This window comes from Armatimonas sp. (assembly GCF_964826245.1).
The window spans coordinates 1-11,697 of sequence record NZ_CBAYMC010000138.1 but is presented as its reverse complement, the minus strand read 5'-3'; the positions used below and the strand labels follow the sequence as shown (position 1 = coordinate 11,697).

The 11,697-nt window shown below is 58.6% G+C and carries 12 protein-coding genes and 1 pseudogene; 5 read left to right on the top strand and 8 right to left on the bottom strand.

From position 1 onward, the window contains the following. A pseudogene (locus AC1XOS_RS13805) lies at window positions 1-222 on the top strand (hypothetical protein); the annotation flags it as partial. Here the strand turns inward: AC1XOS_RS13805 and AC1XOS_RS13800 are convergent. Beyond that, on the bottom strand, window positions 205-876 hold the full coding sequence (locus AC1XOS_RS13800; RefSeq protein WP_481962805.1) for an SOS response-associated peptidase: 672 nt from the start codon (window positions 874-876) through the stop codon (window positions 205-207). The pseudogene AC1XOS_RS13805 and the gene AC1XOS_RS13800 sit on opposite strands and share 18 nt — an antisense overlap. A 754-nt stretch (window positions 877-1,630) precedes the next feature. Here AC1XOS_RS13800 and AC1XOS_RS13795 point away from each other — a divergent pair. Continuing rightward, complete coding sequence (locus AC1XOS_RS13795; protein WP_481962804.1) at window positions 1,631-2,221, top strand: RNA polymerase sigma factor; 591 nt, start codon at window positions 1,631-1,633, stop codon at window positions 2,219-2,221. On the opposite strand, the gene AC1XOS_RS13790 is transcribed toward AC1XOS_RS13795, so the two are convergent. Further along, window positions 2,205-2,549, bottom strand: coding sequence for a hypothetical protein (locus AC1XOS_RS13790; protein WP_481962803.1), 345 nt, complete (start codon window positions 2,547-2,549; stop codon window positions 2,205-2,207). The two genes, AC1XOS_RS13795 and AC1XOS_RS13790, sit on opposite strands and share 17 nt — an antisense overlap. A gap of 15 nt (window positions 2,550-2,564) precedes the next feature. Between AC1XOS_RS13790 and AC1XOS_RS13785 the strand changes: the two genes are divergently transcribed. After that, window positions 2,565-3,518: a lysophospholipid acyltransferase family protein gene (locus tag AC1XOS_RS13785; protein WP_481962802.1), complete on the top strand. Its 954-nt coding sequence runs from the start codon at window positions 2,565-2,567 to the stop codon at window positions 3,516-3,518. 4 nt (window positions 3,519-3,522) lie between these two features. Here AC1XOS_RS13785 and AC1XOS_RS13780 read toward each other — a convergent pair whose 3' ends face one another. Next, a complete protein-coding gene (locus AC1XOS_RS13780) occupies window positions 3,523-4,386 on the bottom strand; it encodes a M15 family metallopeptidase (RefSeq protein WP_481962801.1) in 864 nt (287 codons plus the stop codon). Between the two features lie 67 nt (window positions 4,387-4,453). On the opposite strand from AC1XOS_RS13780, the gene AC1XOS_RS13775 reads away from it, so the two are divergent. Continuing rightward, on the top strand, window positions 4,454-5,380 hold the full coding sequence (locus tag AC1XOS_RS13775; RefSeq protein ID WP_481962800.1) for a fumarate hydratase: 927 nt from the start codon (window positions 4,454-4,456) through the stop codon (window positions 5,378-5,380). On the opposite strand, the gene AC1XOS_RS13770 is transcribed toward AC1XOS_RS13775, so the two are convergent. The 5 genes from AC1XOS_RS13770 to AC1XOS_RS13750 all read right to left on the bottom strand — a co-directional run bounded on the left by AC1XOS_RS13770 (window position 5,366) and on the right by AC1XOS_RS13750 (window position 9,894). After that, complete coding sequence (locus AC1XOS_RS13770) at window positions 5,366-6,079, bottom strand: glutaminyl-peptide cyclotransferase (RefSeq protein ID WP_481962799.1); 714 nt, start codon at window positions 6,077-6,079, stop codon at window positions 5,366-5,368. The two genes, AC1XOS_RS13775 and AC1XOS_RS13770, sit on opposite strands and share 15 nt — an antisense overlap. Before the next feature lie 2 nt (window positions 6,080-6,081). Then, on the bottom strand, window positions 6,082-7,185 hold the full coding sequence (locus AC1XOS_RS13765; RefSeq protein ID WP_481962798.1) for a DegT/DnrJ/EryC1/StrS family aminotransferase: 1,104 nt from the start codon (window positions 7,183-7,185) through the stop codon (window positions 6,082-6,084). Beyond that, entirely contained in the window at window positions 7,182-8,276 is a 1,095-nt protein-coding gene (locus AC1XOS_RS13760; RefSeq protein WP_481962797.1) for a nucleotidyltransferase family protein, read from the bottom strand. Before AC1XOS_RS13760 ends, AC1XOS_RS13765 begins: the two co-directional genes overlap by 4 nt. Then, window positions 8,273-9,091 carry a sugar phosphate nucleotidyltransferase gene (locus tag AC1XOS_RS13755; protein ID WP_481962796.1) on the bottom strand — a complete coding sequence of 273 codons (819 nt, stop codon included), beginning with the start codon at window positions 9,089-9,091 and terminating at the stop codon, window positions 8,273-8,275. Before AC1XOS_RS13755 ends, AC1XOS_RS13760 begins: the two co-directional genes overlap by 4 nt. 74 nt (window positions 9,092-9,165) lie before the next feature. Then, a complete protein-coding gene (locus tag AC1XOS_RS13750) occupies window positions 9,166-9,894 on the bottom strand; it encodes a TerC family protein (RefSeq protein WP_481962795.1) in 729 nt (242 codons plus the stop codon). Between the two features lie 118 nt (window positions 9,895-10,012). Here AC1XOS_RS13750 and thrS point away from each other — a divergent pair. Continuing rightward, a partial coding sequence (gene thrS / locus AC1XOS_RS13745) for a threonine--tRNA ligase (protein ID WP_481962794.1) occupies window positions 10,013-11,697 on the top strand: 1,685 nt, incomplete at its 3' end.

The window sequence follows — 11,697 nt, the reverse complement described above, 5'->3', positions numbered from 1 at the left end:
GCGGGGCCGGTCTTTGCGAAAGTGGCCAGCAACCCGCTCTGGGACACCCAAAATCCCCCGAAAACCAAAGAGCCGTTTTCGACCACGCCCAACAACCCTGGCAACGCCGGAGCAGCCCGCGCCACCAGCCCAGACTCGCTCGACCCGATCCTCTACGGCTACGCGGCGCTCGATAGTCAGCTCGTGATCCGGCTGGGCTCCCACTTATTCTGCGTGCGCTAGCAGGCTTGCATCATCGTTGGCAGGCGAGCCGACGCGCTTGCTGACAAAGACCGCCTCCATCTGATCGGCGGGAAAAGGGATCATCAGTGGCTGGAGATCGTGGGGCTTGTAGCGGCCCACTTCCAGCCATATTGCTTCGTCGTCTTGGGTTTGTAGAATCACCGGCATGCGCTCATGAATCGGAGCGACTAATGCATTGGCCTGTGTGGTCAGCACGGTGCAGCTGCGCAAAGACGAACCATCGGGTGCCTGCCACTCTTCGTAGAGCCCGGCGAAGGCAAAGAGCTCGCCGCCTCGCACGCGAAAGTGGGTTGGCTGCTTCGTCTTCCGATCCCACTCGTAGAACCCATCGGCAGGAATGAGACACCGGCGGCGGGAGAGTGCGTGCTTGAAGCTCGGTTTTTCTTGCACCGTCTCGCTGCGCGCATTGATGAGCTTGCTGGCAATGGCGGTGTCCTTGGCCCAAAACGGCACCAGCCCCCAGTGAAGCGGCTCTAGAAGGCGCTCCGCACGGGGCCCATGCGCCGTGATCGCCGCCACGGCTTGGGTCGGGGCGATATTGTAGCGGGCGAGCGGCTCAAACAAACTCCCCTGAACCTCAAAGCGCGCCATAACCTCGCCTTGGTCATGGTGCATCGTAAATCGTCCACACATAAGTTTGTTATACCCCAATTTTCCCCTCGATTGGAACGAGGGGACTGGAGAGCTAAAGCTACAAAGGGCCACCCCGAGGGTACCCGGCCCATACCGAATTATTCTTATGGCCGGAACGGCCTTTGTAGCGCGGAGCGCTCGGTAGCCCTGCCGCTCTAACCGGCAGGGAAAAATCAATAAAAAATATTTTTCCTTTACTCTTTAGCAAATCTGAGTATCAGGCTATAATGCTCACGATGGGCTCGTGCGTGAACGACGGCACTTTTAAAGACGACTCATCAGAATGTCAGGAGGAACGATCAAAATGGTAAGCAATAATTGGCTCTTAAATAACGGTATGCCGATGGATGCCCGCCAGGCGTTTCTCTGTGGCGAAACCCCCATACTCCATCCACTCTCCGCAGCGCGAGATCGAGACTTGATTGACGGGAAACAAAGTACCGGAAGTCGCCCAGAAGTCTCAGGGTTTACAGCCCCGGTCTCAGGGTATCTACCCCTAACGCGCCTGTAGAGCGAAGCGCAGGAGGGGAGACGCTGCAGAGCAAGCAGCCGTGGCCCCAACCCATCCCGCCTTTTCGCTCATTCGTCATCTATTCGCAGCGATAGCCCCGACTTTTGTGTCGGTCTGCCTCTAAGCTTTTGCTTGGCAGAGTGGCTGGCTTCTGAATGTCTCAGGAGACCTTCCATCGGTTTTTTTATGCTGCCCGCTCCTGCTAGAGCTGTGTCTCTATGCAGGTCCGACGGAGAGAATCCCGTGAACACTGCAATTTTAGACAAAGGAATACTGCATCAGGACGCGCTGAACCTTCAGCGTGCCAAGCAGGGCGACACTCGGGCGCAAGAGCGCCTTCGGAAATCACTAACTCCCCGCCTAGAGTCTCTGGCGGGCTACTACGCCTCCCGAACGGGGATGGATGCCAACGATCTGCTTCAAGAAGCGTGGGTCGCGGTCTACGAGGTTCTGCCCACGGTTGATATGACTATCGGAACCCCGACTCAGTACTTACTCAAGCACGCTCGGTGGCAGATCCTGGATCATATCCGCTGGAACAAGAAGCGCTCCCACGATGCGCTGGAGGATCTGACGGTCGAGACCGAGGAGATCACACAAAATAGCTTCACGGCGCGGGGCAACCTGCCTGGCGCGGAGGAAGTGGAGACCCGGCTGATGCTGGAGATCCTAGAAAACCGGCTCAATGTCCGGCAGAAGGCAATTCTGCGTGGGCTTCTGGAAGGCCACACCTGGCGGCAGATCGGCGACTCGCTGGGCTGCACATCCGCCAACGTCGCCTACCATGTCCGGGGAATCCGGCAGGCCTACGCCGATGTTACCCAGAGCGCTTAGCGGTGCCCTGGGGCGCTGGCCGCGTGCGGCGAGTAAAAGGCGAATCAGAAGGCGGGGAGCTAGCAAGCTCTCCGTCTTCTTCGTTTTCTAAGGCGCGGGGAACGGCACGCTGAGTCATCCAGGCGCTAGGAACCGTCACGCCGTGAAGCTCCGGGATCGCGGCTTCGATCAGTCCTCGAAACGTGACATAGCAGTGAGAGCAGCCAAGAAGGCCCTCGTCACAGAGCACCTCGAATGTCAGCCCGCACCGACGGCACGTCGTCCCCTGCCAGATATCTTTGCGGATTGCGATGCCCGAATTGTACCACGGTGGGAGATTTTGTATCACGGTATCATAGAGTCTATGTCCCGATCGACCCTTGTTTTCCAGCGCTTTCTCGCCGTTTCCTTGGAGCGCTTTGGCAGCCGTGTGGCCCGGATGCCGCGTGAGAAAGCCCTGAAATTTGGCGAGAGACTAGGCAGGTTAGGGTTTCATCTGGTCAAGCGCTCCCGAGTGACCGCACTGCGCAACCTACGCCTCGTCTACGGCGACTCTCTGACCGAGGCGCAGCGACATGCACTCACGCGAAAAGTCTTTGAGCACTTTGGACGTGTCACGCTGGATTTCTACCGCTCGGCGATGCGTGGCGATGATACGATTTTGGAGCTTGTCACCGAGGTTGAGGGCTGGGAACATACCCAAAAGGCGCTCGCGGCAGGCAAGGGAATCGTCGGCCTGAGCAGCCACTTGGGCAATATCGAGATCTTTATTCGCTATGCCGCCAAGTGTGGTATTCCCCTTACCGTGGTTGCTCGCGATCCCAACGACCCGGTCTTTGGGGCGATGGTTAAGAAAATCCGCCAGAGTGGCGGCTATGAGGTTGTCAGCAAAGGCGGTGCGTCGGTGCGTAAGCTCTTTGTGGCGCTGAAGAAAGGCGAGGCGATCGCGATTCTCCCCGACCAGAACAGCGGCGACATCTTCGTGCCATTTCTGGGGATTCCCGCCGGCACCGTCACAGGGCCTGCCACGCTCGCCCTCAAGACAGGTGCCCCGATCGTGACCTCTTACTGCATCATGAAGCCGGACTCGACCTATAAAATCGTCATTCAAGAGCCTTTCTGGCCACAAGAAGGCGACGATGAAACGCGCCTGATGACGCGGATCAACCACCAGCTAGAGCAAGGCATCCGCGCCTACCCCGAGCAGTACTTGTGGCTCCACAACCGCTGGAAGGCAGCCTTTGACGAGAAAAATGCCAGCCGCTGGCCCGAAGGCTACGATCTGCCGGCGCTCAAAGCAAAGTGGGAGAGCGGCTAGCGGCCTAGCGGTCCGGGTGGATCGTGAGCTTGCGTGGGCGCGTGGCACCGTCGAAGGAGAAGTCCCAGCTCAAGACCGCGTTAATGTCGGCGAACTTGGCGACCGTGCGCTCGGCGATGATTTTTGTGGGAATGGGAGTGCTCTGGCCGCTAAGGAGCAGTGAGAACTTGCCATTTTTCTCGACCAGCGTCCCGCCAAAAAAGTCCGTCCAGTCCCGGATCGCCACCCAGACTCGGCTCTCACTAAACCACGCATCCAGGCTAAGCTTCTTAGCCCCCTCGCCACGATCCAGAAAGATAGCGACAGTGTCGGGCTCAAGCACGGGACTAGGAACAGGGGCTGGAGTGGGCGTGGGCGTAGGAGCTGGAGTCGGCTCAGGTGCAGGAGAGAAGTCAGGAATCAGCTCGTCCAGAGCGTCCCAGCCCTCAGTGCGTACTAGCTCGCGCAGCACCGAGATACGCTTGCCGGTCTTGATCTGGTAGTGTGGCGTGTCGGGAAAGTCCTTCCAGCGCCCGCCCCACTCCAGCCCGAGCGCCTCGCCCAGCGGCCCCAGCTTGCTGTAGTGCACCGACTCTTCCAAGTATTTTCCGTCTTTGAAGAGCCCGATGTCCACCGCGATCTGATAGTTGTGGTTGCTCTGCCCACCGCGTGCATTGGTGACTTTCGGCCCCGGCTTGGTGCGGCCCTTGGCAAAGAGCGCGTCTTGCTCCGCCCACGTCCGGTTGGCACTGATAATCTTTACCTCCAGCCCTTTCTCTAAGGCGTAGGTCTTTAGAGCACGCAGCAGTGCGCGAAAGTGCGGCTGGGCCTTGGGCCGCAAGGTAGCGAGGTTCGTCTCGGAGCGCTCCTCAAACTCAGGTGTCGGCATAACAACTCTCCTTGAGAAAAGAGTATACCAAGCCTCGCCCTCCAGTGGGGGAGGTATAATTTGTTTTATGAGCACCACTTTGCAAGCCAGCCTGCTAGATCTGATCCGCCGGACGTCCTCCGACCTGCCCACCGATATTCGTGAGGCGATGGAGAGGGGGCGTGCTGTGGAGATGAAGGATAGCCGCGCCCTGATGGCCCTGGATACCATTGACTGCAATATCGCCACCGCTGCCGCCGAGTCCGCCCCGATCTGCCAGGACACGGGGATGATCAAGTTCTATGTCCACTACCCCATCGGCTACGACACGCTGACTTTCGAGGACACTGCCCGCGCTGCCGTGGCGGAGGCGACGGCTATTGGCTACCTACGCCAGAACTCCGTGGACTCACTCACGGGCAAGAACACGGGAAATAATCTCGGGCCGGGGACGCCGCAGTTTCACTTTCAGGCGTGGCGCAAGGACTTTATCGATGTTCGGCTGATGCTCAAGGGCGGTGGCTGTGAGAATGTCGGGGCGCAGTATAGCCTGCCCTTCGAGCTGAAAGAGCTTGGGAAGAAGGCGGGGCGCGATATCGAGGGCGTGAAGCTGGTAGTGCTCGATGCGGTCTGGAAGGCGCAGGGCAAGGGCTGTGCGCCGGGCTACATCGGGGTGTGTATCGGCAGCGATAGGGCACATGGTCTCGAAATGGCGAAAGAGCAGCTCCTGCGCACCGTTTCTGACACCAACCCGGATGCGCAGTTAAACGCGCTAGAGGCGGAGATCACGCGCATCTGCAATGGTCTTGGGATTGGCCCCATGGGCTTTGGCGGCAACACCAGCCTGCTGGGCTGCAAGATCACCAGCCAAAACCGTCTCCCCGCCAGCTTCTTTGTGAGTGTTAGCTACGCCTGCTGGGCACACCGACGGCGCGGGATCACCCTAGATCCTACTACCGATGAGATCACCGGCTGGCTCTACGAAGAGGCAACTCAGAAACTAGCGCTTCACTAGCTTGATCTCAAAGATCTTACTCCAGAGCTTGCCGGTGACAAAGAGCCGGTCGGCTTTGGCATCGTAGACGATTCCATTGAGAACATCTTGCTGGTTGGGGAGAATGCCTGTCATGTCAATAATGCCTACGACATTTCCGGTGCTGGGGTCAATGCGGATAATATAATCCGTCTGCCAGATATTGGCGTAGACCTCGCCCTTGACCCACTCTAGCTCGTTGATCTGAGTGACAGGCTGGCCATTGTTAGTAACTTTGAGCTTCTTTTTGACCGTGCCAGGGTTTTTCGGATCGAGGAAGCGGAGCGTGTCGGTGCCATCGCTCATGATCAGATGGGTATCGTTGTGGGTGAGTGCCCAGCCCTCGCCGTAGTAGCGGAAGGAACCGATCTCCTTGAGGGTGTCTTTATCGCGGATAAAGCCCTTGCCGTTTTTCCAGGTGAGCTGGTAGAGCTTATCCCCGAAGATCGTCATGCCCTCGCCAAAGTAGCGGGCATCAAGGCTGACTTTCTTCTGGTACTTTGCGCTCTCCAGTGTCCGAATACCGATCCAGGACTTACCCTCTAGGCCCGTGCTCTCATAGAGCAAGCCGTTGTGAAACTCCAGCCCCTCGGTGAAGGCATCTGGGTCGTGCGGATAGGTCTTGATGACTTTATAGCCATACAGAGTCGGCTGCTGGGGTCGGGCGAACTGGTGGGGCATCGTTATCCTCCAAAGAAAGCACAGATGCTTTCTGCTACATAGACGCGCTGCTCGACAGAAAGTTCGGGATAGATCGGGAGCGAGAGCACTTCGTCGCACGCGCGCTCCGACTCGGGGTGATCGCCGAGCTTCCCCATAAAGCGCTCCTGGTAGATAGGCGAGAGATGGAGCGCGACAGGATAGAAAATACCCGTTGCGATCCCGCGCTCTGCGAGAAAGGCTTTCAGAGCGGCGCGCCTCCCGTTGGAAACCCGAACCGTGTACTGATGAAACGTGTGAAGATTGTCGGGGCGAGTCTTGGGGAGGATCAGGTCGTCGCAGTTGGCGAGCGCGGTGTCGTAGTAAGTCGCATTGGCACGGCGAGCCTCGTTCCAGTGAGCGAGGTGTGGCAGTTTGACATTGAGAATCGCCGCTTGCAGAGCATCGAGACGCGAGCAAACCCCCACGAGGTGGTAGTCGTAGTTGCCACCAGAGCCATGGAAGCGCAGCAGGCGCAGTTTTTCGGCGAGTGAATCGTCGTTGGTGAGGATCATCCCACCATCGCCCGCCGCTCCAAGGTTCTTGGTAGGGTAGAACGAGAGCGTCGTTAGGTCCGTCCACTGTGCGACTTCTTTGCCCTTCTGCGCCGCGCCGATTGCCTGTGCTCCATCGCCGATGAGCGGCAGGCCAAAAGCACGTAGCCCATCCATATCGGCGAGCTGCCCGAAGAGATGCACCGGGACAATGGCTTTCGTCCGCGGCGTAATTTTTTTCGCGACATCGGCGGGATCGAGGGTGAAGTGCACGGGGTCGATATCGGCAAAGACCGGCGTCGCCCCTAGAAGGACAACGGTCTCGACCGTGGCAACAAAAGTAAAGGGCGGCGTGATGACCTCATCGCCGGGCCCGACTCCCAGCGCCATGAGCGAGAGCAAGAGCGCATCGGTGCCATTGCCGACACCAATGCCATGCTGCGCGCCGCAGATGGCCGCGATCTGCGTCTCACAGGCTGCAACGGTTGGTCCTAGAATAAAGCCGCCCGTCGCCATAACCGAGGAGATTGCCTCATCAAGTTCACTCTTAAGGGCTTTGTACTGGGCCGGAAGATCGGCCATCGGGACGGTCATTCGATCCGCGTCCCCTTACGAAGGACAGTTCCCGCTGCCAAAACCGAGGGCACCCTGACGACCGTCTCGGCTTCCACATGACAGCCATCGTCTAAAATCACCCCGGTGAGCTGTGCGCCCTGCCCGATAATCACGCCCTCTTGCAGAATGCAGTCCGTCAGTGTCGCATTGGCTTTGATACAGCACCCCGGCCCAATCACGGTCTTTCCCGTCAGTGAGACACCCGGGCCGATCTTGCTCCCTGCTCCCAGATGCACGGTCGGCGCAACATGGGCTGTCGGATCTACTTGAACATTCTCCATCGCCCAGTAGCCTAGTGCAGTCCACTCACCGGGTACCTCGACCGTGATATCGCGTGCTAGAATTGCTTGCGTGGCCTGTCGGTACTGCTCCGGCCGTCCGATATCCAGCCAGAATCCCTGCCGTGCGACGGCATAGATGGGCTTGCCTTCGGCCAGAAACTGAGGATAGGTCTCGCGCTCGATGGAGACAGGACGGCCTGTCGGGATCGCGTCCAGCGCTTCGGGCTCCATAATATAGATACCCGCATTAATGTAGTCCACGCCCGTCGGCTCGATATTGGGATTGGCCGCCAGCGCCTTTTTCTGTGCCTCGCTCGGCTCACGAAACTCCTGAACCCTGCCGTCATCGTCCGTGTCAATGACGCCATAAGGAGACGGTGACGGGACTTCTTTGAGCGTGAGCGTCACCAGAGCATCTTTGCTCTGATGAAACTCAATGATGGAGGAGATATCAAAGTCGGTGAGAATATCACCATTGAGCACCACCAGAGTCTCACGGCCTGCGACGGTCTGTGCATTTTTAATCGCGCCTGCCGTGCCAAGTGGTGTCTCTTCATTGACAAAGTGCATCGTCACGCCAAAGCGCGAGCCGTCACCAAAGTGCGTGGCGATCTGCTCGGACATGTAGTTGGTACAGAAGATAATCTCGTCAATGCCGTGGCGTTTGAGCAGTGCCACCTGGTACTCCAGAAAAGGCCGATTGACCACGGGGATCAGTGGCTTGGGGCGGGTGTAGGTCAGAGGACGAAGGCGGGTGCCTGCCCCCCCTGCGATGATAATACCCTTCATAGTTGCAGCGTCTCTTTCAGATAAGTGCGCAACGCTGCGCCGTATTCGGGATCGTTTATGGCAAAGGTGACGAAAGCCTTGAAGTAGGTCTCAAAGCCTCCGATATCGTGGCGTGTTTCTCCTGGCAACAGGGGCACGGCGCTCCCTGGAACTCCTGTCTGTAGCAACGTTTTAATCGCATCCGTGAGCTGGATCTCACCATTTTTTGCAGGTGGCGTTTTTTCCAGCGTCTCAAAGAGAGTATCGGGCAGAACGTAGCGGGCCGTTACCGCAAACTCACTAGGGGCATCTTCGGGTGCAGGCTTCTCCACAATGTCCTGGATAGCAAAAGCTCCCGATACCCTGGCTCCCCCCAGCTTGGGGGCGGGGGGGGCTGGTGACACCACGCCGTATTTCGAGAGTCGCTCACGGGGGACGCGCTGCACGGCTATTGTAAGAGGCGAGTCGGCGGCGAGCACGCGCCGGGTAATTCCCCCTAGCTCCGGCTCCTCGAAGACCGCATCGCCAAGAGCAATCAGCAAGCGTGAGGCACCTTGAGCGAGCCCTCGGGCTCGGAGAATGGCCTCGCCCAAGCCGCGCATCTCGGGCTGAACGGCGTAACCAAAGTCTGCGCCAAAGTGATTCTTGAGAAAGGCTTCTTTTTGTGGAGAGACCACAAAGACAATGCGCTCCGCACCGGCGGCACGAAGCTCGGCGACGATCCTCTCAAGTGCCAAAGCGCGTCCCACAGGAAGCATTTCCTTGGGAATAGCATCGCTAAGTGGCCTCAGGCGAGTGCCGAGACCAGCGGCGGGGACGATGGCAACCACAGACATAATATCAATAATAACGCCGCACCGAGTGAGCGCGGCGCGGCGTGAAATCTCTGTTCAGAATACCTCAGATTCATCTACCTGTCAAAATTGGGTTCACTCGTGCGTTTTTCTTCTTGACGTGCCACAAGACCACCCACCACGAGGATCAGGGCAAAACCCGACCAGAAAACCCACTTGGGAAGCTCAGGTAGGAAATGGGTTGGGCTCATGTGCCCGGCCGCTAAAAATAGCTTTATCCCTGCCCATCCCACCAAGGCGTATGCCGTATGATCGAGTGCAGGGTAGCGATGGAGTAGGCGGATGAAGATGCTTGAGGCAAGCCGGAGCAGTATGAGGCCCAAGGTTCCTCCCACGTAGACAATCCAGAGCTTCTTGGGGCTATTGATAAGGGCCACGGCGATAAGAATGGAGTCGATCGCAAAGACCACATCCGTAAAGCCAACCATCACCACAGCTCGGGCATAGCTCATCCCTGCACCTACTACCTGCTCGGGGGGCGACGCTCGCCTCCTCTGCAAAAAGTGCTTGAGTGCCAGCCCGAGCAGATAGAGTGCTCCCAGCCCACAGAGCCACCAGAAGCGGATCAGGTAGCCTGCCAGCGCAATTCCCACGCCCCGGAGCACAAAGGCCAGCGTCATCCCAAGCGAGAGTGCCTTTTGCTGTTGCTTATCGGGCAAGTGACGAACCAGTAGCGCCAGTACTAGTGCGTTATCTGCCGAGAGCAAGCCCTCTAAGAGCACTAGGGTTGCCACGACCCATAGATCGGGGGGGTGAAATGTCATCTCCACAGAGATACACGACATTCCCTACAAGAGTTTCCAATCGGAGGCGAATCTTCTGTAAAATCTCTAGAGGTAATAGGTCATGACGAAGGAGCGTGATACCATAGAGCATCCTTTTGTATGGGAGTGTAACCACACTATGTCCTCTGTATCCCCCGCCGATGAGCTCTCCGCTCCGGCTGACTTTCTTTCCCGAATGCGCCACACGACCTCGCATGTGCTTGCCCAAGCGATGCGTGAGCTGATCCCTGAAGCGAAGATGGGCATCGGCCCTGTTATCGAAAATGGCTTCTACTACGACTTTGACCTGCCCCGACCACTGACCGAGAGCGATCTGGCGACACTAGAGGCGCGGATGAAGGCGATTGTCAAAGAGAACCTGCCGATGCAGAGGTTTGTGGAGCCACGCGACGTGGCCCGCAAGCGCTGCGAGGAGTCCGGCCAGCTCTATAAAGTGCGCCTGATCGACGACCTGCCCGATGAAGCTGAGATTAGCTTCTACCAGCAGGGCGACTTTATTGATCTGTGCAAAGGCCCCCATATCGAGTCCACCGGGCGCATCGGCGCGTTTAAGCTGATGAGTATCGCCGGGGCCTACTGGCGCGGTAGGTCCGAGAACGAGCAGCTCACGAGAGTTTATGGCATCGCGTTCCAGAAGCAGAGCCATCTGGATGAGTATTTGAACAAGCTGGAAGAGGCCAAGAAGCGCGACCACCGCGTGATTGGCAAGGCGCTCAAGCTCTTTCATATTGATGACCAGGTGGGCCAGGGCATGGTGCTCTGGACTCCTGCGGGTGCTGCCGTGCGCCAGGAGCTCCAGACCTTCATCGGCCACGAGCTGCGCAAGCAGGGCTATCATCAAGTCTTCACGCCCCATATCGGCAAGCTGGAGCTCTATAAAACATCGGGGCACTTCCCGTACTACGCTGAGTCCCAGTACCCGCCGGTGATTGATCGCGAGTTTCTCAAGAAGCTCAGCGACGAAGGCTGTACCTGCGGCGAGCTGGCCAATAAGCTGGAGTCGGGCGATATCGAGGGCTATCTGCTCAAGCCGATGAACTGCCCGCACCATATCAAGATCTACGCCAGCGAGCGCCGCTCCTACCGTGATCTGCCGCTACGCCTGGCCGAGTTTGGCACGGTCTACCGCTGGGAGCAGTCCGGCGAGCTCAATGGCATGACCCGTGTGCGCTCGTTCACGCAAGACGATGCCCATCTTTTCGTGACAGAAGAGCAGGTTCCCGCCGAGGTTCAGGGCTGTCTGAGCCTCGTGCGGACGATCTTCGACACGCTCGGGATGAAAGACTTCCGCGTCCGTGTCGGGCTGCGTGACCCGGACAGCGCCAAGTACGTCGGCGACCCGGCCAACTGGGACAAGGCGGAGGCCGCCTGCCGCGATGCCGCCGCGTCGCTGGGAGTTCCGTTTAGCGAGGAGCCCGGCGAGGCCGCGTTCTACGGCCCGAAGATTGATTTCGTGGTCAAGGACGTCATTGGCCGCGAGTGGCAGCTCGGTACGGTTCAGGTGGACTACAACCTCCCGATCCGCTTCGGCCTGGAGTACATCGGCTCGGACAGCCAGCCGCACCGCCCGGTGATGATCCACCGCGCCCCGTTCGGCAGCATGGAGCGCTTCGTCGGTGTCTTGATCGAGCACTTCGCGGGCGCATTCCCGACCTGGCTCTCGCCCGAGCAAGTGCGCTTCCTGCCCATCGCGGATCGGCACATCCCGTACTGCGAGGCGCTCAAGACACGCTTGGTCGAGGCAGGCGTCCGCGCCACCGTGGACACGCGCTCGGAGAAGACCGGCAAGAAAGTCGCCGAGGC

Coding starts and splice junctions, on each gene's coding strand:
- AC1XOS_RS13800 (WP_481962805.1), bottom strand. CDS start 876: ATGTGTGGACGATTTACGATGCACCATGACCAAGGCGAGGTTATGGCG.
- AC1XOS_RS13785 (WP_481962802.1), top strand. CDS start 2,565: ATGTCCCGATCGACCCTTGTTTTCCAGCGCTTTCTCGCCGTTTCCTTG.
- AC1XOS_RS13780 (WP_481962801.1), bottom strand. CDS start 4,386: ATGCCGACACCTGAGTTTGAGGAGCGCTCCGAGACGAACCTCGCTACC.
- AC1XOS_RS13775 (WP_481962800.1), top strand. CDS start 4,454: ATGAGCACCACTTTGCAAGCCAGCCTGCTAGATCTGATCCGCCGGACG.
- AC1XOS_RS13770 (WP_481962799.1), bottom strand. CDS start 6,079: ATGCCCCACCAGTTCGCCCGACCCCAGCAGCCGACTCTGTATGGCTAT.
- AC1XOS_RS13765 (WP_481962798.1), bottom strand. CDS start 7,185: ATGACCGTCCCGATGGCCGATCTTCCGGCCCAGTACAAAGCCCTTAAG.
- AC1XOS_RS13760 (WP_481962797.1), bottom strand. CDS start 8,276: ATGAAGGGTATTATCATCGCAGGGGGGGCAGGCACCCGCCTTCGTCCT.
- AC1XOS_RS13755 (WP_481962796.1), bottom strand. CDS start 9,091: ATGTCTGTGGTTGCCATCGTCCCCGCCGCTGGTCTCGGCACTCGCCTG.
- AC1XOS_RS13750 (WP_481962795.1), bottom strand. CDS start 9,894: ATGTCGTGTATCTCTGTGGAGATGACATTTCACCCCCCCGATCTATGG.